Origin of the sequence: Micromonospora sp. WMMD956, assembly GCF_029626125.1 — a bacterium.
Classification (GTDB): domain Bacteria; phylum Actinomycetota; class Actinomycetes; order Mycobacteriales; family Micromonosporaceae; genus Micromonospora; species Micromonospora carbonacea.
The window spans coordinates 4,783,329-4,802,157 of sequence record NZ_JARUBI010000005.1; the positions used below are offsets into that span (position 1 = coordinate 4,783,329).

General features: G+C 76.0%; 21 protein-coding genes. 13 read left to right on the forward strand and 8 right to left on the reverse strand.

Annotated features, from left to right (window positions below; translation table 11 throughout):
- Positions 1–56: 56 nt before the first annotated feature.
- The 4 genes from O7628_RS21615 to O7628_RS21630 all read left to right on the forward strand — a co-directional run bounded on the left by O7628_RS21615 (position 57) and on the right by O7628_RS21630 (position 2,864).
- Positions 57–1,010, forward strand: coding sequence for a DUF2332 domain-containing protein (locus O7628_RS21615; protein WP_278133148.1), 954 nt, complete (start codon positions 57–59; stop codon positions 1,008–1,010).
- 130 nt (positions 1,011–1,140) lie between these two features.
- Entirely contained in the window at positions 1,141–1,821 is a 681-nt protein-coding gene (locus O7628_RS21620) for a class I SAM-dependent methyltransferase (protein WP_278133149.1), read from the forward strand.
- Between the two features lie 112 nt (positions 1,822–1,933).
- Positions 1,934–2,176 (forward strand): DUF5522 domain-containing protein, encoded by a 243-nt coding sequence (locus O7628_RS21625; RefSeq protein WP_074473963.1) that lies wholly within the window; start codon positions 1,934–1,936, stop codon positions 2,174–2,176.
- 136 nt (positions 2,177–2,312) lie between these two features.
- Positions 2,313–2,864 (forward strand): hypothetical protein, encoded by a 552-nt coding sequence (locus O7628_RS21630; RefSeq protein ID WP_278133152.1) that lies wholly within the window; start codon positions 2,313–2,315, stop codon positions 2,862–2,864.
- Between the two features lie 65 nt (positions 2,865–2,929).
- Here O7628_RS21630 and O7628_RS21635 read toward each other — a convergent pair whose 3' ends face one another.
- Positions 2,930–3,613, reverse strand: coding sequence for a metal-dependent transcriptional regulator (locus tag O7628_RS21635; RefSeq protein WP_178063916.1), 684 nt, complete (start codon positions 3,611–3,613; stop codon positions 2,930–2,932).
- A 156-nt stretch (positions 3,614–3,769) separates the two neighbouring features.
- On the opposite strand from O7628_RS21635, the gene O7628_RS21640 reads away from it, so the two are divergent.
- The 3 genes from O7628_RS21640 to O7628_RS21650 all read left to right on the forward strand — a co-directional run bounded on the left by O7628_RS21640 (position 3,770) and on the right by O7628_RS21650 (position 8,494).
- Positions 3,770–4,618, forward strand: coding sequence for a sulfurtransferase (locus tag O7628_RS21640; RefSeq protein WP_278133154.1), 849 nt, complete (start codon positions 3,770–3,772; stop codon positions 4,616–4,618).
- A 104-nt stretch (positions 4,619–4,722) separates the two neighbouring features.
- A complete protein-coding gene (locus O7628_RS21645) occupies positions 4,723–5,904 on the forward strand; it encodes an acetoin utilization protein AcuC (RefSeq protein WP_278133155.1) in 1,182 nt (393 codons plus the stop codon).
- Positions 5,905–5,935: 31 nt separating this feature from the next.
- Positions 5,936–8,494 carry a bifunctional GNAT family N-acetyltransferase/acetate--CoA ligase family protein gene (locus tag O7628_RS21650; RefSeq protein WP_278133157.1) on the forward strand — a complete coding sequence of 853 codons (2,559 nt, stop codon included), beginning with the start codon at positions 5,936–5,938 and terminating at the stop codon, positions 8,492–8,494.
- Positions 8,495–8,627: 133 nt separating this feature from the next.
- Here the strand turns inward: O7628_RS21650 and sigB are convergent, their stop codons facing one another.
- Positions 8,628–9,632, reverse strand: a complete 1,005-nt coding sequence (sigB, locus tag O7628_RS21655) for an RNA polymerase sigma factor SigB (RefSeq protein WP_091277515.1) — start codon at positions 9,630–9,632, stop codon at positions 8,628–8,630.
- Positions 9,633–9,880: 248 nt separating this feature from the next.
- On the opposite strand from sigB, the gene O7628_RS21660 reads away from it, so the two are divergent.
- Positions 9,881–10,669, forward strand: coding sequence for a sporulation protein (locus O7628_RS21660; protein ID WP_178067186.1), 789 nt, complete (start codon positions 9,881–9,883; stop codon positions 10,667–10,669).
- 82 nt (positions 10,670–10,751) lie between these two features.
- On the opposite strand, the gene dtd is transcribed toward O7628_RS21660, so the two are convergent.
- Together dtd and O7628_RS21670 are read right to left on the reverse strand one after the other, a co-directional pair.
- Entirely contained in the window at positions 10,752–11,174 is a 423-nt protein-coding gene (dtd, locus tag O7628_RS21665; protein ID WP_278133160.1) for a D-aminoacyl-tRNA deacylase, read from the reverse strand.
- A gap of 52 nt (positions 11,175–11,226) precedes the next feature.
- Positions 11,227–12,711, reverse strand: coding sequence for a methyltransferase (locus O7628_RS21670; protein WP_278133162.1), 1,485 nt, complete (start codon positions 12,709–12,711; stop codon positions 11,227–11,229).
- A 138-nt stretch (positions 12,712–12,849) separates the two neighbouring features.
- On the opposite strand from O7628_RS21670, the gene O7628_RS21675 reads away from it, so the two are divergent.
- Both O7628_RS21675 and O7628_RS21680 read left to right on the forward strand, forming a co-directional pair.
- Positions 12,850–13,434, forward strand: a complete 585-nt coding sequence (locus O7628_RS21675; RefSeq protein ID WP_278136377.1) for an HhH-GPD-type base excision DNA repair protein — start codon at positions 12,850–12,852, stop codon at positions 13,432–13,434.
- A gap of 57 nt (positions 13,435–13,491) precedes the next feature.
- Positions 13,492–14,736, forward strand: a complete 1,245-nt coding sequence (locus tag O7628_RS21680) for a low temperature requirement protein A (protein WP_278133164.1) — start codon at positions 13,492–13,494, stop codon at positions 14,734–14,736.
- 11 nt (positions 14,737–14,747) lie between these two features.
- Here the strand turns inward: O7628_RS21680 and O7628_RS21685 are convergent, their stop codons facing one another.
- On the reverse strand, positions 14,748–15,059 hold the full coding sequence (locus O7628_RS21685; protein WP_074473972.1) for a hypothetical protein: 312 nt from the start codon (positions 15,057–15,059) through the stop codon (positions 14,748–14,750).
- A 12-nt stretch (positions 15,060–15,071) separates the two neighbouring features.
- On the reverse strand, positions 15,072–15,386 hold the full coding sequence (locus O7628_RS21690) for a hypothetical protein (RefSeq protein ID WP_246384501.1): 315 nt from the start codon (positions 15,384–15,386) through the stop codon (positions 15,072–15,074).
- Positions 15,387–15,511: 125 nt separating this feature from the next.
- Between O7628_RS21690 and O7628_RS21695 the strand changes: the two genes are divergently transcribed.
- Positions 15,512–15,868, forward strand: coding sequence for a DUF3099 domain-containing protein (locus tag O7628_RS21695; RefSeq protein ID WP_074473973.1), 357 nt, complete (start codon positions 15,512–15,514; stop codon positions 15,866–15,868).
- A 74-nt stretch (positions 15,869–15,942) separates the two neighbouring features.
- Here the strand turns inward: O7628_RS21695 and O7628_RS21700 are convergent, their stop codons facing one another.
- Together O7628_RS21700 and O7628_RS21705 are read right to left on the reverse strand one after the other, a co-directional pair.
- Positions 15,943–16,860 carry a PfkB family carbohydrate kinase gene (locus O7628_RS21700; RefSeq protein ID WP_278133167.1) on the reverse strand — a complete coding sequence of 306 codons (918 nt, stop codon included), beginning with the start codon at positions 16,858–16,860 and terminating at the stop codon, positions 15,943–15,945.
- On the reverse strand, positions 16,857–17,801 hold the full coding sequence (locus tag O7628_RS21705) for a pseudouridine-5'-phosphate glycosidase (protein ID WP_278133169.1): 945 nt from the start codon (positions 17,799–17,801) through the stop codon (positions 16,857–16,859). Before O7628_RS21705 ends, O7628_RS21700 begins: the two co-directional genes overlap by 4 nt.
- 87 nt (positions 17,802–17,888) lie before the next feature.
- Between O7628_RS21705 and O7628_RS21710 the strand changes: the two genes are divergently transcribed.
- Together O7628_RS21710 and O7628_RS21715 are read left to right on the forward strand one after the other, a co-directional pair.
- On the forward strand, positions 17,889–18,107 hold the full coding sequence (locus O7628_RS21710; RefSeq protein WP_278133171.1) for a DUF3039 domain-containing protein: 219 nt from the start codon (positions 17,889–17,891) through the stop codon (positions 18,105–18,107).
- A 40-nt stretch (positions 18,108–18,147) separates the two neighbouring features.
- Complete coding sequence (locus O7628_RS21715; RefSeq protein WP_278133173.1) at positions 18,148–18,798, forward strand: TRIC cation channel family protein; 651 nt, start codon at positions 18,148–18,150, stop codon at positions 18,796–18,798.
- Positions 18,799–18,829: the final 31 nt, after the last annotated feature.

An 18,829-nucleotide genomic window follows, 5' to 3' on the forward strand; every position in this document is an offset into this window, starting at 1 on the left:
CCTACGGTAGAGAGGGGTGCCTCTCTCACACCCCGCAGAGCGGCTAGCCTTCGGCGATGACGACAGGTGTGGATGCGGCGGTCGCCGCCAGTTACGTCGAGTTCGCCGACCGCGAGGCGCGCGGCGTGTCTCCCGCGTACGAGCGGCTGGCCCACGCCGTCGCCCGCGACGGTCGACTGCTCGCGCTGCTCGGCACGGTGCCGGCGGCCAAACGGCAGCCCAACCTGCTGTTCGCCGTCGTCCGGCTGCTCGGCGGGCCGGTCGAGGACCCGGCCGGGTTCGGCGAGTTCGCGGCGGCCAACTGGCCGGCGGTCGCGGCGCAGCTGCGTACCCGCGCGACCCAGACCAACGAGGCCGGCCGGTGCGCGGCGCTCCTGCCGGTGCTGGCCACGCTGCCGCAGCCCCTCGCGCTGCTGGAGGTCGGCGCGTCGGCGGGGCTGTGCCTCTACCCCGACCGGTACGCCTACCGCTACGGCGACCACCGGCTCGGCGACGGCGAGCCCGTCCTCGACTGCGCGCTCACCGGCGTCGCGCCGCCGACCCGCCGGCCCGAGGTGGTGTGGCGGGCCGGGCTGGACCTGAACCCCCTCGACGTGACCGACCCCGCCGACGTCGCCTGGCTCGACGCCCTCGTCTGGCCCGAGCACACCCACCGCCGCGCCCGGCTGCGGGCCGCGTCGGCCGTCGCGGCGGCCGACCCGCCGCTGCTCGTCCGCGGCGATCTCGTCGACGACCTGCCGGCGCTGGCCGCGCGGGCGCCCGCCGGCGCGACCCTGGTCGTGTTCCACACCAGCGTGCTCTATCTGGTGCCGGCTCCGCGCCGGGCGGCCTTCGCCGATCTGGTACGCACACTGCCCGGCCACTGGCTCGCCAACGAGACCCCGCAGGTGCTGGGGCACGGCGCGCTGCCGGAGCCACCGGACGGGACGCTGCACAACGTGCTCGCGCTGGACGGCACGCCGCTGGCCTGGACGAGGCCGCACGGTCAGGCGGTCACCTGGTTCGCGTGACGCCCGGAGCGGGGTGACGTGTGGAGACGGAGGGCGTTCCCCGCTGAGGCACCGCCGCCTCCTGACCCGGCCCGCCTCGGCGCGCGGCACTCGGGCAGCACGTCGTGTCCGGCGGCTAGGGTCGCCCGTCATGGGGGAACCGAACTGGCTGCGGGAGACCCGCGCCGCGTACGACGAGGTGGCCGTCGACTACGCCCGGCTGGTCCACGGTGAGCTGAGGCACAAGCCGTTGGAGCGGGCCCTGCTGGCCACCTTCGCCGAGCTGGTCGGCGGTGGTGGGACCACCCGGGCGGCCACGTCCGGGCCGGTCGTGGAGGTCGGCTGTGGCACCGGCCGGATCACCGCCCACCTGCGTGGCCTCGGGCTGGACGTCGCCGGCCTCGACCTCTCCCCGGGGATGGTCGCCGTGGCCCGCCAATCCTGGCCGGGGGTGCGCTTCGTCGTCGCCTCGATGACCGACCTGCCGCTGGCCGACGCCGGCCTCGCCGGGCTCGTCGCCTGGTACTCGATCATCCATCTGCCGCCGGAGGTGCTGCCGGCCGTCTTCGCGGAGTTCCATCGGGTGCTCGCCCCGGGCGGCGAGCTGCTGCTCGCGTTCAAGGCCGGCGACAAGCGGATCCGCCTGGAGCAGGCGTACGGCCACACCGTCTCCTACGACGTGCACTGGCTGCCGCCGGACCGGATCGCCGCGCAGCTCGCCGCCGCCGGGTTCGCCGTGCACTCCCGCCTGGTCCGGGAGCCGGAGGGCTACGAGTGCGGCCCCCAGGCGTACCTGCTGGCCCGCCGGCCCCGTCGCGCCGACCCGACGTAGCCGGCGGCGGGCCGCACGGCGGGCGCGCCGGGTGGGCGCGCCGACGGGCGTTAGGAAGGGGCCCTTCCTATGCAGAATGCGTTAACAAGGTGCCCTTCCTTACACTGCGGCGGTGGGGGGAGAGCGGGTGCCGTTGGCGGACCGGCCGTTGACCGAGCCGCACCCGTCGCGGCTGCCGCCGCAGCACCCGCACCGGGAGCGGGTCCTCGCCGCGCATGCCGCCGCGCTCGCGGCGGGGCAGGCCGGCTATCCCGATCCGGAGACCGGCCTGTTCGTGCTCACCGCCGGTTTCCTGGCCCGCCGGGGCACCTGCTGTGGGCGGGGCTGCCGGCACTGCCCGTACGTGGCCGACTGATCCTGCGCCGGTGCCGCCGTCGACGGGCTTCGGCCCGCGCGGGTCGCCGCGGACCGTGGGCTTTCGCCCGAGGCGGACAACCCGTACGGTGTCGGGCGGACGTCGGCGGGAACCGCCGGGAGGCGCGGAGGTTGGCGTGCGCGGTTGGATCTGCCTGGCGGGCGTGTCGACGCTGCTGGTGGCGGGGTGCGGGGCGGAGGCGGCGGAGCCGGTGGCGGTGCCCCGGGGTGCGCCGGTCGTGGTCGACGTGCCGGCGGCGTCCTCCGGCGGCGCGTGCCGGCTGCTCGACTTCGCCGTGGTCGAGGAGCACACCGGGGAGCGGTTCGACGTGGCGGCGGCCAGCGCGCGCGACGACACCCGCACCTGCGTGCTGCGCGCGAAGCGGGCGCTGCTGCCGGAGCTGACCCTCGCCGTCACCGACACGTCGATCGGCGTGGCCGACTTCACGGCCGACGTGTGGCCCGCGGGGGCCCGGAAGGTCAGCCGGCTGGGTCAGGTCGCCTACCGGCGGACCGGGGCGGCGACGAAGGGGCAGGGGCCGGTCGCCGAGGTGGGCTGGCTGGCCACCGAGGACCGGCTGGCCGTGCTGCGCTGGACGCTGCCGAAGGGCGCCGGGCGCGACGCGGCCGAGGAGGTCGCCGGGAAGCTGGTCGCGCTGGCGGGGACGGTCGACACCCGGGCCCTGTGAACTGGCGCGCCGGCGCCGGGGCACCGGACGGAGCCCTCCCGCCGGGCCCGGGGAGCGGGGTCAGGTCAGCGGGCGGCGACGAAGACCCGGGAGGCGACCTCGCGGGGCAGCCGGACCCGGTCGCCGGAGCGGTCGATGGAGACGCCGTCGCGCTCCTGGGCCACGGTCACGGTCGCGCCCGGGTCGACCCCGGCGGCGTGCAGCTGCCGCAGCACGTCGGCGTCGGTCTGCACGCTCTCGCAGATCCGCCGCACGACCACCGTGCCGGTGAGCCCCGGGAACGCCAGGTTGCGCTCGCCGTCGCTGCGGTCGGTCGGCTGCTCGGGGGTGCCCAGCTCCTCCAGACCCGGGATCGGGTTGCCGTACGGGGAGCGGGTGGGGCGGTTGAGCAGGTCGTACACCCGCTGCTCGACCGCGTCGCTCATCACGTGCTCCCACCGGCAGGCCTCCTCGTGGGCCTCCTCGTAGGGCATCCCGATGACGTTGACCAGCAGCAGCTCGGCGAGCCGGTGCTTGCGCATCACGGACACGGCGGACGCGCGGCCCAGCGGGGTCAGCGCGAGGTGCCGGTCGCCCTCGACGGTGAGCAGCCCGTCGCGTTCCATCCGGGCGACGGTCTGGCTGACGGTGGGACCGCTCTGGCGCAGCCGCTCGGCGATCCGGGCGCGCAACGGCGGGACGCCCTCCTCCTCGAGTTCGAGGATGGTGCGCAGGTACATCTCGGTCGTGTCCACTAGATCGTGGCGCATCGATTCCCCCTCTCGGCGGAGGCAGTTCCGCGCCCACTCGTGTCGACCAGGTGCTTCACGTCGGCGACCTCCCGGAGGTCGATGGTACCCCGGCCGCTGGAGATCGTCCGCCGCCGAATCGCGAGGTGACCGCCCGAATGGTGTTCACTGGACGGCATGTCCGGTACCGAGGAGTCGCTGGTCGAGGCCGACCGGCTCGCGGCGGAGCTCGACTCCGCCGACCCGCCCGCCCTGCTCGACGTCCGGTGGCGGCTCGCCGGCCCGCCCGGCCGCGAGGACCACGCCGCCGGTCACCTGCCGGGCGCGGTCTTCGTCGACCTGGACGCCGCGCTGTGCGGGCCGCCCGGCGCGGCCGGCCGTCATCCGCTGCCCGACCCCGCCGCCCTCCAGGCCGCGTTGCGGGCCGCCGGGGTCCGCGCCGGTCATCCCGTCGTCGTGTACGACGGCGGCGACGGCCTCGGCGCGGCGCGGGCCTGGTGGACGCTGCGCTGGGCCGGGCACCGGCCGGTCCGGGTGCTGCACGGCGGCTTCCCGGCCTGGGTGGCCGCCGGCCTGCCCGTGTCGACGGACGTGCCCACCCCGGCCCCCGGGGACGTGACCGTCCGTCCGGGCGGGCTGCCGGTGCTCGACGCCGACGCGGCCGCCGCGCTCGCCGCCACCGGCGACGGGACGCTGCTCGACGTGCGGGCCGCGGCCCGCTTCCGGGGCGAGCACGAGCCGGTCGACCCGGTGGCCGGGCACGTGCCGGGCGCGGTGAACCTGCCCGCCGGGGAGTACGTCGGCCCGGACGGCCGCTTCCCGTCCGGCGCGGCGCTGCGGGAGCGGTTCGCCGCCGCCGGGGTCGCCGACGCCGCGCCGGTGGGGGCGTACTGCGGGTCCGGGGTGACCGCCGCGCAGGCCGTGCTCGCCCTGCACCTGGCGGGCCGCCCGGACGCCGCCCTCTACGTCGGATCGTGGAGCAACTGGGTGGCCGACCCGTCCCGCCCCGTCGCCACCGGCGGCTGACCGCCGGGGCCCGGCGGCCGGGAGGGCCGCCGACCAGGGAGACACCGGCCACGGCGGCAGCGCGGGTGGTGGGCGGCGGCGGTGGCCCGTGCGACGATGGCCCCATGTCCGAGGACACGGTGGTGGTGTGGGACGAGGCGCTGCTCGCCTACGACATGGGTGACCATCCGCTCGACCCGGTGCGGGTCGAGTTGACCGTCGCGCTCGCCGGGGAGCTGGGCGTCCTGGGCCGGCCCGGGGTGCGGCTGGTCCGGCCGGAGCCGGCCGACGACGCCCTGCTGACCCGGGTGCACGACCCGCGCTACCTCGACGCGGTCCGCGTCGCCCCCCGCGACCCGCTCTTCGCCGGGTTCGGGCTGGGCACATCGGACAATCCGGTCTTCGACGGGATGCACGAGTCCAGCGCGCTGGTCGCCGGGGCCACCGTGGCCGCCGCCGAGGCGGTGTGGCGGGGCGAGGCGCGGCGGGCCGTCAACGTGGCCGGTGGGCTGCACCACGCCATGCCGGCCCGCGCCGCCGGGTTCTGCGTCTACAACGACCCGGCGGTGGCCATCGCCCGCCTGCTCGACCTCGGCGCGGAGCGGATCGCCTACGTCGACGTGGACGTGCACCACGGCGACGGCGTGCAGGCCATCTTCTGGGACGACCCCCGGGTGCTCACCGTCAGCCTGCACGAGACCCCGCTCGCCCTGTTCCCCGGCACCGGGTTCCCCGACGAGACGGGCGGCCCGGGCGCGCCGGGCAGCGCCGTGAACGTGCCGCTGCCGCCCGGGGCCGACGACGCCGGTTGGCTGCGCGCGTTCCACGCGGTCGTGCCGTCGGTGCTGCGGGCGTTCCGGCCGCAGCTCCTGGTGACCCAGTGCGGGGCGGACGGGCACCGCATCGACCCCCTCGCCGACCTGCACCTGAGCGTCGACGGGCAGCGCGCCACCTACCTGGCGCTGCGGGCGCTTGCCGACGAGCTGTGCGAGGGCCGCTGGGTGGCCACCGGCGGCGGCGGGTACGCCCTCGTCGAGGTGGTGCCCCGCGCCTGGACCCACCTGCTCGCGGTGGCGACCGGCGACCCGATCGACCCGGCGACGCTCACCCCGCCCGGCTGGCGTGCGCTGGCCGCCGCCCGCCGCCCCGCCCGGGAGGTGCCGCTGCGGATGACCGACGACGCCGACCCCGCGTTCGCGCCGTGGCAGCCGACCGGCGAGCCGAACCCGGTGGACCGGGCCATCGCGGCGACCCGCAAGGCGGTGTTCCCGCTGCTCGGCCTCGACCCGTACGACCCGCGGGACTGACCGGGCTGCGCCCGGGGAGGGGCCGGAACCGGTGACCACAGTCGACCAGCCGGTGGACGTGCTGCTCAGCGACGGCAGCACCGTCGGGCTGCGCCCGATCCGCCCGGACGACGCGCCCGGGATCGTGGCGATGCACGCCCGCTTCTCCGAGCGCACCCGCTACCTGCGCTACTTCTCGCCGTACCCGCGCATCCCGGAGCGGGACCTGAACCGCTTCGTGCACGTCGACCACGTCGACCGGGAGGCGTTCGTGGTGCTCGCCGCCGGGCGGATCGTCGCCGTGGGCCGCTACGAGCGGCTCGGCCCGCAGGCCCCCGAGGCCGAGGTGGCGTTCGTGGTGGAGGACGCCCACCAGGGGCGGGGGATCGGCTCGGTGCTGCTGGAGCACCTGGCCGACGCGGCCCGGCGGGTCGGGATCGTGCGCTTCGTCGCCGAGGTGCTCCCGGCCAACGGGGCGATGCTGCGCGTCTTCGCCGACTTCGGCTACCAGGTCCAACGCCAGTACGCCGACGGCGTGGTGCACCTGAGCTTCCCGATCGCCCCCACCGAGGCGACGCTGGCGGTGCAGCGGGGCCGGGAGCACCGCACCGAGGCCCGCTCCATCGCCCGGCTGCTGGCCCCCCGGGGCGTGGCCGTCTACGGCGCGAGCGCCACCGGGCAGGGCGTCGGCGCGGCCCTGCTCGGGCACCTGCGCGACGGCGGTTACCCGGGGCCGATCGTGCCGGTGCACCCGGGCGCGGCGACGGTGGCCGGGCTGCCCGCGTACCCGTCGGCGGTCGACGCCGGCCACGCGATCGACCTGGCGGTGGTCGCGGTGGCCCCGGAGTCGGTGGGCGCGGTGGTGGCCGACGCGGCGGCGGCCGGCGCGCACGGCCTGGTGGTGATCTCGGCCGGCTTCGCCGAGGCCGGCGCGGACGGCGCGGCGGCCCAGCGGGCCCTGGTCCGCGCCGCGCACGCCGCCGGGATGCGGGTCGTCGGCCCGAACTGCCTGGGCGTGGCCAACACCGCCGGGCAGGTACGCCTCAACGCGACCCTCGCGCCCGCGCTGCCGGCCCCCGGCCGGGTGGGCATCTTCAGCCAGTCCGGCGCGTTCGGGGTGGCGCTGCTGGCCGAGGCGGCCCGGCGGGGCCTCGGCCTGTCCAGCTTCGTCTCGGCCGGCAACCGGGCCGACGTCTCCGGCAACGACCTGCTCCAATACTGGCAGGACGACCCCGGCACCGACGTGATCATGTTGTACCTGGAGACGTTCGGCAACCCGCGCAAGTTCGCCCGGCTGGCCCGGCGGATCGGCCGGGACAAGCCGGTGGTGGCGCTGGCGTCCCCGGCCCGCCCGCCCGGCCTGAACGGCGACGCGCCCGGCCCCGACGCGGTCGCGGTCGACGCCCTGTTCGCCCAGTCCGGGGTGATCCGGGTCGACACGGTCGCCGAGCTGCTCGACGTCGGCGTGCTGCTGGCCCACCAGCCCCGGCCCGCCGGGCGGCGGGTCGCCGTGGTCGGCAACTCCTCGGCGCTGACCGGGCTGGCCGCCACCGCCTGCGCCGCGCAGGGGCTGACGGTGGCGGCCGGCTACCCGTCCGACGTGGGCCCCCGGGCCGGGGCGGCGGAGTTCGCCGCCGCGTTCGGCGCGGCCGCCGCCGACGAGCACGTGGACGCCCTCGTCGCGGTCTTCGCCCCGCCGCTGCCCGGCCAGCTCACCGACACCGGGGCCGACTTCGCCGCCGCCCTGCCCGGCGCGCTCGACGCCGGCAAGCCGGTGGTGGCGACCTTCCTCGCCGGGCGACCGCCGGCGGGGGTGCCGGCGTACCCGAGCGTGGAGGAGGCGGTGCGGGCCCTGGCCCGGGTCGCCGCGTACGCCGACTGGCTGCGCCGGCCGACCGGCGCGCTGCCCGAGCTGCCCCGGATCGACCCCGCCGCCGCGGCCGCCGCGCTGCGCGCCGACGGGGCCGACCCGGCGGGGCTGCTGGGCGCGTACGGGATCGACGTGGTGCCGTCGGTGCGCGCCGGGTCGGCCGACGAGGCGGTCGCCGCCGCCGGGGCGCTCGGCTGCCCGGTGGCGCTGAAGGCCGCCGCCCCCGGGCTGCGGCACCGCCTCGACCTCGGCGCGGTCCGGCTCGACCTGGCCGACGCGGCGGCGGTGCGCCGGGCGTACGCGGAGATGTCGGCGGTCTTCGGCGCGGACGTCCTGGTGCAGGCGATGGTCCCGCCCGGCGTGCCCTGCGTGGTGGAGCTGGTGGAGGACCCGGCGTTCGGGCCGGTGGTCGGCTTCGGCCTCGGCGGCGTCGCCACCGAGCTGCTCGGCGACCGGGCGTGGCGGGCGGTGCCGCTGACCGACGTCGACGCCGCCGAGCTGGTCGACGCGCCCCGGGCCGCGCCGCTGCTGCGCGGGCACCGGGGGGCCGCGCCGGTGGACCGGGCCGCCCTGGCGGAGCTGCTGCTGCGGGTGGGGCGGCTCGCCGACGAGCAGCCCCGGGTGCGTTCGCTCACCCTCAACCCGGTGCTGGCCCGCCCCGACGGCATCTCGGTGCTGCACGCCACGGTGGGCGTCGGCGCGGCGGGCGCCCGCCCCGACACGGGCCCCCGCCGCCTGTAAGGAAGGGCCCCCTGTTAACGCCTTTTGTATAGGAAGGGCCCCCTCCTAACACCGCTGGGCCCGCGCCCAGCGGTGCACCGCATGCGCGAGGGGCCCCGGCGAACCGCCGGGGCCCCTCCTTACGCGTGCCGCTTCAGCAGGCGTACGCCTCCAGCCGCTGCGCCCGCTCCGGGGCGCGCAGCTTGAGCAGCGTGACCTTCTCGATCTGCCGGATCCGCTCCCGGGACAGGCCGAACTCCTTGCCCACCTCGTCGAGGGTGCGCTGCCGGCCGTCGTCCAGGCCGAAGCGGAGCCGGATCACGGCCTGCTCCCGCTGGGACAGGGTGGCCAGCACGATCTGCACCTCGTTGCGCAGCTCGCCGTCGGCGGCGGCCGCGCCGGGCTCGGCGGCCGGGTCGACGGCGGCGACGAAGTCGCCCAGGGCGCTCTCGCCGTCCTCGCCGACGGCCTGGTCGAGGCTGACCGGCTCCCGGTCGTACGAGATCAGCTCGATGACCTGGAACTCGGGGACGTCCATGGCGCGGGCGACCTCGGCGACGGTGGGCTCGCGGCCCAGCGTGACGGCCAGCTCGCGGCGGGCCCGGACCATCCGGTTGACCTGCTCGACCATGTGCACCGGGATGCGGATGGTGCGGGCCTGGTCGGCCATCGCCCGGGTGATCGCCTGCCGGATCCACCAGGTCGCGTACGTGGAGAACTTGAAGCCCTTGGTGTAGTCGAACTTCTCGACCGCCCGGATCAGGCCGAGGTTGCCCTCCTGGATGAGGTCGAGGAACGCCATGCCCCGGCCGGTGTACCGCTTGGCGATGCTGACGACGAGGCGCAGGTTGGCCTCCAGCAGGTGGTCCTTGGCCGTGCGCCCCTCGGCGACGACGATCTCCAGGTCGGCGCGCAGCTCCGTCGAGACGGGCGTGCAGGTGGCCAGCTTCTCCTCGGCGAACAGCCCGGCCTCGATCCGCTTGGCGAGCACCACCTCCTGCTCGGCGGTGAGCAGCTTGGTGCGCCCGATGCCGTTGAGGTATGCCCGGACCAGGTCCGTGGAGACGCCGCGCTCGTCGGTGGCGTCGAGGTCGGTCAGGGTGTCGGCGGCAGCCTCGGCGTCGGTGGTGACGGCCGGGCCGATCTGGTTCTCGATCATCTGAAGGACCATCTCTGTCTCTCCCCGTGTCCACGTCTGTGCCGCGTTGCCGGCCCAGCGGCGCCGGTGACACACACTCTGGCAACCGGGACGTGAAACGGGAGTGAGGCGATCGGGGAACCGACAGCGGATAGGGGTACCGGGGTATGACCTTGCCAGGCCCGGCTACCGTGCCGGCAGTCGGCCGTTCGGGCCGAATCAGCAGGTCGGGCGTGCAACGGTCGATCTTCGAGAGGGTGGAGGGCGTCGTGGTCTTCAAGCGGCTCATGCAGGCGATGGGTGTGGGCGGTCCGTCGGTGGAGACGGTGCTGAGCAATCCGAACTGCCGTCCGGGCGGTCAGTTGGAGGGCGTCGTGCACGTGGCCGGCGGCGAGCACGCGGTCGACATCGACTACGTCGCGCTGGGCCTGGTCACCCGGGTCGAGGTGGAGAGCGGTGACAGCGAGTACGAGACCACCCAGGAGTTCCACCGTCGCCAGGTGACCGGGGCGTTCCGGCTGGAGCCGGGGCAGCGCTACGACGTCCCGTTCCGCTTCGACGTGCCGTGGGAGACCCCGCTCACCGAGCTGTACGGGCAGCACCTGCACGGGATGACGATGGGGCTGCGTACGGAGCTGGAGGTGGCGCGGGCGGTCGACAAGGGCGACCTGGACGCGGTGGCGGTGCACCCGCTGCCGGCCCAGGAGGCGCTGCTGGAGGCGCTGCTGCGGCTGGGCTTCCGGTTCGCCCGCGCCGACGTCGAGCGGGGCCACATCTACGGGGTACGCCAGCACCTGCCGTTCTACCAGGAGATCGAGTTCTACCCGGCCCCCCAGTACGCCCAGGCGATCAACCAGCTGGAGGTCACCTTCGTCACCGACCCGCAGCAGGTGCAGGTGGTGCTGGAGATCGACAAGCGGGGCGGCGTGTTCACCGAGGGGCGGGACGCCTTCGGCCGGTTCAGCGTCGACCACGCCACCGTGCACAACACCGACTGGGCCGCCCAGCTCGACGGCTGGCTCCGCCAGTCCATCCAGCGCCGCGGCCTCTTCTTCTGACCCCGGGACCTCTTCGGTGATCAAGAGGTTTGCGTCAGGTTCCGGGCGGCGGCTGACGCAAACCTCTTGATCACCGGGCGTGTCAGAGGTCCAGGAGGAGGGTGCGGGGGCCCACGTTGACGCTCTCCACCAGCATGTGGGCGCGGAAGCGGCCCGTCTGCACCGGGGCGCCACGCTCGCGCAGGGCCGCCACGACCGCCTCTACCAGCGGCTCGGCCACCTCGGCGGGGGCGGCGGCGGTCCAGCTCGGGCGGCGGCCCTTGCGGGCGTCGCCGTAGAGGGTGAACTGGCTGACCACCAGGATGCCCGCCCCGGTGTCCGCCGCGCTGCGCTCGCCGTCCAGGACGCGCAGCTCGTGGATCTTGCGGGCCATGGTGCGGGCGGTCTCACCGGTGTCGGTGTGGGTCACCCCGAGCAGCACCAGCAGCCCGTCGGTGACCGCGCCGACGACCTCCCCGTCGACCGTGACGCTGGCCCGGCCGACGGTCTGCACGACCGCCCGCATCAGCGCACCGCCCGCGCCGCCGCCGGCATCCGCAACTGTCTCAGCGCGCGCATCAGTCGGTCACCGGCTCGACGATGCCACGTTCCACCAGGTGCGCCACGATCGGGCCGGCCGCCTCGGCCAGCTCCTCGGGGGCCACGTCGTGCGCGGCGGCGAGCAGGGCGAGCTGGTCGCGCAGCGGCAGCCGGCCGTCCGCGCCGCCGACCAGGGCCAGCACCAGCGGGTCGATCTCCTCCGTCCAGCGCAGCCCGTGCGGCATCGCCAGGACCTGCCGGTCCACCGCCCAGCCCTCGTCGCCCATCGTCGCCTCCTGCCGCAGCTGGAGCCCCTCGGCGGCCCGGTAGCGCGCGTCGAGCACCCCGTCGGCGCCGCGTGCCCGGAGCCAGTCCTGGCGGTCGAACCAGGCGGCGATCCGCTCGCCCATCGGCGGCTCCACCCGCTGCCGCAGGTCCTCGACCCGCACCACCGGGTCGGCGTGGCCGCCGCGGCGCAGCGAGACGATGCCGAAGCCGACCGCCTCCACCTTGTGCGCGTCGAACCAGTCGAGCCAGGCCGCCGCCCGCTGCGGGTCGGCGGCCTCGCCGACGTCGGTCAGCCACAGGTTGACGTACGCCATCGGGTCGGCGACCTCCCGCTGGACGACCCAGGCGTCCAGGCCGGTGCCGGCGAACCAGCCGGCCACCCGCTCGCCCCAGTCCTCCCCGGCGACGTGCACCCAGTTCGCCAGGTACTGCATGGTGCCGCCCTCGGTGAGCAGGCCGGGCGCGGCGGCGGCCAGCTCCGCGCCGATCGCGTCGCCGACCCGGCCCGAGTCCCGGTACACGTGGGTGGTGGTGCCGGGGCCGACCACGAACGGCGGGTTGCTGACCACCAGGTCGAACCGGCGCCCGGCGACCGGGGCGACCAGGTCCCCGCGCAGCAGCTCCCAGTCCTGGCCGTTGAGCGCGGCGGTGGTGGCGGCGAAGCGCAGCGCCCGCTCGGAGACGTCGGTGGCGGTGACCCGGCGGGCGTGGGTGGCCAGGTGCAGCGCCTGCACCCCGGAGCCGGTGCCCAGGTCGAGCGCGGTCTCCACCGGCCGGCGCACGGCCGCTCCGATCAGCGTCTGGGTCGCCCCGCCGATGCCGAGCACGTGCTCGGCGTGCAGCGGCCGGCCCGGCCGGGAGCTGACCGGCAGGTCGGCGAGGACCCACCAGTCGTCGGCGTACGGCTCCAGGTCGACGCCCGCGCGCAGCCCGTCGCCGTGCCGCTCGACCAGGCCCCCGGCCAGCGCCTCGGCCACGGTCAGCGGGGCGAGCGCGGCGGCCACCGCGGCCTCCGGCTCGGTCTGGTCGCAGATGAACACCCGGATGAGGGTGGCCAGCGGGTCGCGGTCGGCGGTGGCGCGCAGGGCCGCCCGGAAGTCGTTGCGGGCGATCCCGCCGGTCGCCTGCGGTCCGAGCCGGTCGGCGATGCCGTTCGAGGTGTACGCGGCGCGGGACAGTGCCGTGCGGAGCGCCTCGACGCCGGCGGGGGAGAGCAGCATGTCGTGTTCGTCCACGTCGCCATCCTGCCTGCCGCCGTGGCGGCAGGCGTCACCGCCGCCCCGGAATCCGACTTCCCGGGCGCGAGCCGGCGGGACCGTCGGGTGGCCCGCGCCCGGGGAGTCGGCGTCGTGGCGTCGCGGCGGGGCGGCAGGATGGACGGCATGACGTTCTCGCTGCCCATCGACCCCGAGGCAAACCGGCTGCTGGAGCGCAGCCCGCTGGCCCTGCTGCTGGGGATGACGCTCGACCAGCAGATCCCGATGGAGAAGGCGTTCTCCTCGCCGTACGTGCTGGCGCAGCGCCTCGGGCACGAGCCGAACGCCCGCGAGCTGGCCGGGTACGACCCGGACGCGCTGGTGGCGGTGTTCGCCGAGCCGCCCGCCCTGCACCGGTTCCCGAAGGCGATGGCCGCCCGGACGCAGGAGGTGTGCCGGGTGCTGGTCGACCGGTACGACGGCGACGCCGCCCGGCTCTGGGCCGACGTCGCCGACGGGCGGGAGCTGCTGCGCCGGATCACCGAGCTGCCCGGGTTCGGCCGGCAGAAGGCGCAGATCCTCGTCGCGCTGCTCGGCAAGCGGTACGGCGTCACCCCGGCCGGCTGGCGGGAGGCGGCCGGCGGCTACGGCGACGCCGACGCGTACCGGTCGGTGGCCGACGTGGCCGACGCGGACTCGCTGCGCCGGGTGCGCGAGCACAAGCAGCGGATGAAGGCGGAGGCGAAGGCCGCGAAGGGCTGACGCAACCCGCGCCGGCCGGGCTCGTTGAGCCCGTCGGGCGGCGGCGACGGGTGGACGATGACGGAGGACCAGCGGGGCGCGGCACTGCTGCGGGGCGCGGTGAGCTCGCCCCGGGCCAGCTTCCTGGAGCTCTTCTTCGATCTGGTGTTCGTCTTCGCGCTGACCCGGGTGTCGCAGCGGATCATCGACGAGGTGACGTCCCCCGGCCGGGACGTGTGGAGCGAGGTCGCGCAGACCGTGCTGCTGTTCCTCGCGCTCTGGCTGGTCTGGACCCTCACGGCCTGGGTCACCAGCCGCTACGAGCCGGAGCGCGGGATCATCCAGTTCGTCGTGGTGGCCACGATGTTCGGCAGCATGGTGATGGCCGTCGCCCTGCCCCGCGCCTTCGCCGAGCGGGCGCTGCCCTTCGTCTGTGCGTACCTGGCGATCCAGATCGGCCGGCCGCTCCTGGTCACCGTGGCGCTGCGCCGGCACCCCCGCCGGAGGGTGACGATGCGCATCATGGCCTGGTTCGCGGCCGGCGCGGTGCCCTGGCTCGCCGGTGCCCTGGTGCCGCAGCCGGCCCTCCGGGCGGTGTGCTGGACCGCCGCGCTGGCCTGGGACTACGCGGGGTTGGCGCTCGGCTGGCCGGTGCCGCGCCTCGGGCCGACGCGGGTCTCCGGCTGGGCCGTGATGGGCGAGCACCTGGCCGAGCGGTACCAGCAGATCTTCCTGATCGCCCTGGGCGAGACCATCCTCGTCATCGGGTTCACGTTCAGCAACAGCGGTTTCGCCGCGACCGGGTTCGCGGCGTTCGCCCTCTCGTTCCTGGTTACGGCGCTGTTCTGGCGGATCTACTTCCACCGGGCCGGGCACCTGCTGACCGAGGCGATCCGGGTGGCCCGGTCGCCGGGGCTGCTGGGTGAGTCGGCGAGCTGGACCCACCTGGTGATCGTGGCCGGCGTGCTGGTCACGGGCGTCGGCTACGAGTTGGTCATCGACCATCCCTACGCCCGGATGGAGCCGGTGTGGCCCGTCTTCGTCATGGGCGGTCCCGCCCTGTTCCTGGCCGCCCGGGCCCGCTTCGAGTACGAGATCTTCGGCCGGGTCTCCCGCTCCCGGCTGGCCGGGGTGCTGGCGCTGGTCGCGCTGGCCCCGGTGGCGCTGCGCATGTCGCCGGTGGTTGCGCTCGCATCGGCCGCCGCCGTGCTGGCGGCGATCGCCGTGCGCGACATGGCACGGTCGTGGGGCCGCCCGGTCGAGCGGCCCGCATCTCCGCTGGACCGGCCCGGCCCGGCCCACCCCCAGGTGGCGGAAGGGTGAGGGGCCGGGGCTCAGGCGGCGGTGGGCCGGGAGAGGGCGGCGAGGGCCCGCCGCACGTCGGCGAGGGAGACCGTCGCCGAGTCGTCCAGCTCGGCCAGGCCGGCCTCGATCCACTGCCGCATCAGCGTGGTCACCCCGATGCCCCGGGCGTCGGCGGCGGCCCGCACCCGCTCGTAGGTCTCCAACGGCAGCCGCACCGAGCGGCTGACCATCGGCACGTCGGTGTCGGGGGTGGGCAGCTCCACCGGCGCGCCGGCGTCGATCAGCTCGGCGAGCGGGTCGCCACCGCCGTGGAACTGCTTGGTCGCGTCGTTACGGTTCATCGCCACGCCTCCTCATCGGCGGAATCTGCGGCCGGCGTCGTCGTCGGGAAACCGGCGGACGGCCTCGTCGTAGCGCTTGGCCTCGGCGTCGGTCAGCTCCCGGGCGGAGAGCACGTCCCAGTCGTTGTCGGCGCCGTCGGCCTCGGCGAGCAGCACGGCCAGCCGCCGGCCGTGGCGGGCGGCGGCGTAGACGACCATCACGTCGTCGCCCAGGTGCCGGATGACCCGCCGCGGGCTGTGCAGCGCCTCCCAGACCTCGCCGGGCGAGACGTCGTAGACCCGCAGGTTGGCCAACGCCTCGTCGGTGAAGCTGAACCGGCTGCCCACGAGCGGAGCGTACCACGGGCGTAACACGAGCCGGGGCGGGTCGATTTCGCTGATCAACGCCCCGCGACGAACCGATCAACGCCCCGGGGTGACAGGATGGGGGCGATCCCTCTTGGAGGTTCGTGGTGAAGCGTCAGGCGTACCAGCCGATCCTGATCACCGACGCGGCCCGCAGCCAGGACGACCAGCTCACCAGCCGGCAGCGCCGCTACGTCGTGATGATGGGCGTCCGGGTGGCCTGCGTGATCGTCGGCGCGATCCTGGTCGGCGCGCAGGCGCCCATGCTCTGGCTCTGGCTGCCGCTGTGCGGCCTCGGGATGGTGCTCATCCCGTGGCTGGCGGTGCTGCTGGCCAACGACCGGCCGCCGAAGGAGAAGCACCGGTTGGCCAACCGGTTCCAGCCCCGGCACACCGACCCGGCCGCGCCGATGAGCCTCGCCGCCGAGGAGCGCCCGCACAAGGTCATCGACGCCGAGCCCTGACAAGCCCGACCGGCCTCCGGGTGGCCGGCGCGCGCGCCGGTAGCGCCACCGGGCCCCGCAGGCCGGGCCGTCGGTCAGGCCGTCGGGCGCGCGCCGATGCTCGACACGGCCAGCGCGCCCAGGTCGCCGGCCCGGTCCAGCGCCGCCCGGGGCCCGGCCCCGGCCAGCCACGCCGACAGCAGCCCGGCCGCGAAGGCGTCCCCGGCCCCGGTGACGTCGGCCACGACCACCCGCCGGGTCGGCGCCACGCTGACCGTCGCCGTCCGGTCCGCCCACACCGCCCCGGCCGCGCCGCGCTTCACCACCACCCGCCGGGCCGTCGCCGTCAGCGCCCGCGCCTGCGCCGCCGGGTCCAGCCCGCCGGCCAGCACGGCCGCCTCGTCGGCGTTGACCAGGAGCAGGTCGACGTCGCGTACCCAGGTCAGGAAGGCCGCCGCGCCGACCCGCCGCAGCGGCGCCGCGGACGCCGCGTCGACGCTGGTGGTGAGCCCGCGCTCGCGCGCCGCGGCCAGCGCGCGCAGCCCGGCGCCGCGCGAGGAGGCGTCCAGCAGGGGATACGCGGACAGGTGCAGGTGCCGCGCGTCGGGCGCTGCGGCGAGGGCGGCGTCGACGTGCCCGGCGCCCAGCCGCAGGTTCGCCCCCCGCTCGGTCACCATCGTGCGCTCGTCGCCGCCGGTGAGCACGATCACCGTGCCCGTGGTGTGCCCGGCGTGCCGCTCGACGGCGCAGTCCACGCCGGCCCGCTCCAGCTCGGCGACCCGGTCGCGGCCCGCGTCGTCGTCGCCGACGGCGCCGACCATGGTCACCGGCACGCCCTGGGCGGCGAGCCAGGCGGCGGTGTTGGCGGCCTGCCCGCCGCCGGTGACCCGGATCGTGGCCGGGGTGTCGGAGCCGGTGGCCAGCGGCCCGCCCAGCACCGCGACGACGTCGGTGATCAGGTCGCCCACGACGACGACCCGGCCCGGCCCGGCCGGGTGGCGCGCAGCGGTCATGCGGCGGCGCGGTCGGTGGCGGCGGCGCGGTCGGTGGCGGCGACCGCGATCCGGGCGGCGAGGTCGGCGTTGCGCAGGATGATCCGCACGTTCACGGCGAGGCTCGCGCCCTCGGTGGCGGAGTGGAAGTGCGCGAGCAGGTACGGCGTCACGGCCTTGCCGGTCACCCCGTCGCGCTCCAGCAGGGCGAGGCCCTCGGCGAGCGTCTGGTCGTGCAGGGCCGGGTCGAGCTGCTCGTCGGCCGGCAGCGGGTTGGCCACGATCAGCCCGCCGCCGTGCACCCCGTGGGCGTCCCGTGCCGCCAGCACGTCGGCGACCTGCGCGGGCGAGTCGACCGACCAGTCCAGGTCGAAGCCGGCGTCGGTGAGATAGAAGCCGGGGAACCGGCGGGTGCGGTAGCCGACCACGGCGACGCCGAGGGTCTCCAGCCGCTCCAGGGTGGCCCCGACGTCGAGGATCGACTTGACCCCGGCGCAGACCACGGCGATCGGCGTGCGCGCCAGGGTGCCCAGGTCGGCCGACTCGTCGAAGGTCGTCGCGGCCTCCCGGTGCACCCCGCCCAGCCCGCCGGTGGCGAAGACCCCGATCCCGGCGGCGGCGGCCACCGCGCTGGTGGCGGCGACCGTGGTGGCCCCGTCCGCGCCGGCCGCGGCGGCGATCGCGAGGTCGCGCACCGAGAGCTTGCTCACCCCGTCGACGGTCGCGAGCCGGGTCAGCTCCGCGTCGTCGAGGCCCACCACGAGCTGACCGGCGACCATGCCGATGGTCGCCGGGACCGCCCCGGCGGCGCGGACGGCCTGCTCGATCTCGCGGGCCACCCGCAGGTTGTCGGGCCGGGGCAGGCCGTGCGAGACGATGGTGCTCTCCAGTGCGACGACCGGACGCCGGTCGCGCAGGGCGGCGGCCACCTCGACGCCGAGGCGGGTGTGGAAGCTGTTCACGTCCGTTACGGTACGGGCCGGGAAGGGGCGGCCTACGGTGGACCCGGCCAGGTCGACCTGCCAGACTGGAAAGTCGGAGGTGCAGAAGTGAACACACAGGTTCTCGAACGTCCGGACCTGCAGGATGCCGACACCGGTCCCGAGATGTTCCACTACGTCCGTAAGGACAAGATCGCCGAGAGTGCCGTCATGGGCACCTTCGTCGTCGCGCTGTGCGGGGAGAAGTTCCCGGTGACCAAGGCCGCCAAGCCGGGCTCACCGGTCTGCCCGAAGTGCAAGGAGATCTACGACTCCTGGGGCGAGTGACCACGGGCGGCCCCTCCGGCCGCCCACGTAACCTTCGGCGGTGACCACCTCCACCGCCCTGCTCCTGGCCGACCTGGCCGGGGTGGCCGTCTTCGCCGCCTCCGGGGCCTCCGCGGCGGTGGCCAAGCGCCTCGACCTGTTCGGCGTCGTGTTCGTCGGCTTCGTCGCCGCGCTCGGCGGCGGGATCCTCCGCGACCTGGTGATCAACGAGGTGCCGCCGCTGGCCTTCGCCGACTGGCGGTACGCGGCCACGGCCGCGCTCACCGCCGCCGCCACCTTCTGGCTGCACCCCAGGCTCGCCCGGCTGCGCACCACCGTGCTGGTGCTCGACGCCGCCGGCCTCGGGCTGTTCACCGTCACCGGCACCCTCAAGGCGCTCGACGCCGGCGTGCCGGCCGTCGGCGCGTGCCTGCTCGGCATGCTCACCGCCATCGGCGGCGGGCTCGGCCGGGACCTGCTCACCGGCGAGATCCCCGTGGTGCTGCGCCGGGAGATCTACGCGGTGGCGGCCCTCGCCGGGGCGGTCGCCGTGGCGCTGCTCGACGCGTTCGGGCGGGCCGACGCCGCCGGGTTGACCGCCGCGGCGGTGTTCGTCTTCGCGCTGCGCCTGGTGTCACTGCGGCGGCGCTGGTCCGCCCCGGTGGCCGCGCTGCGCCCGCCCCGCACCGGCACCCGGGGACCCGCCTCGTGACGACGGTCGGCGCTGACCCAGGGTGAGCGCC

Coding starts and splice junctions, on each gene's coding strand:
- O7628_RS21615 (WP_278133148.1), top strand. CDS start 57: ATGACGACAGGTGTGGATGCGGCGGTCGCCGCCAGTTACGTCGAGTTC.
- O7628_RS21620 (WP_278133149.1), top strand. CDS start 1,141: ATGGGGGAACCGAACTGGCTGCGGGAGACCCGCGCCGCGTACGACGAG.
- O7628_RS21635 (WP_178063916.1), bottom strand. CDS start 3,613: ATGCGCCACGATCTAGTGGACACGACCGAGATGTACCTGCGCACCATC.
- O7628_RS21640 (WP_278133154.1), top strand. CDS start 3,770: ATGTCCGGTACCGAGGAGTCGCTGGTCGAGGCCGACCGGCTCGCGGCG.
- O7628_RS21645 (WP_278133155.1), top strand. CDS start 4,723: ATGTCCGAGGACACGGTGGTGGTGTGGGACGAGGCGCTGCTCGCCTAC.
- sigB (WP_091277515.1), bottom strand. CDS start 9,632: ATGATCGAGAACCAGATCGGCCCGGCCGTCACCACCGACGCCGAGGCT.
- dtd (WP_278133160.1), bottom strand. CDS start 11,174: ATGCGGGCGGTCGTGCAGACCGTCGGCCGGGCCAGCGTCACGGTCGAC.
- O7628_RS21675 (WP_278136377.1), top strand. CDS start 12,850: ATGGACGGCATGACGTTCTCGCTGCCCATCGACCCCGAGGCAAACCGG.
- O7628_RS21680 (WP_278133164.1), top strand. CDS start 13,492: ATGACGGAGGACCAGCGGGGCGCGGCACTGCTGCGGGGCGCGGTGAGC.
- O7628_RS21685 (WP_074473972.1), bottom strand. CDS start 15,059: ATGAACCGTAACGACGCGACCAAGCAGTTCCACGGCGGTGGCGACCCG.
- O7628_RS21700 (WP_278133167.1), bottom strand. CDS start 16,860: ATGACCGCTGCGCGCCACCCGGCCGGGCCGGGCCGGGTCGTCGTCGTG.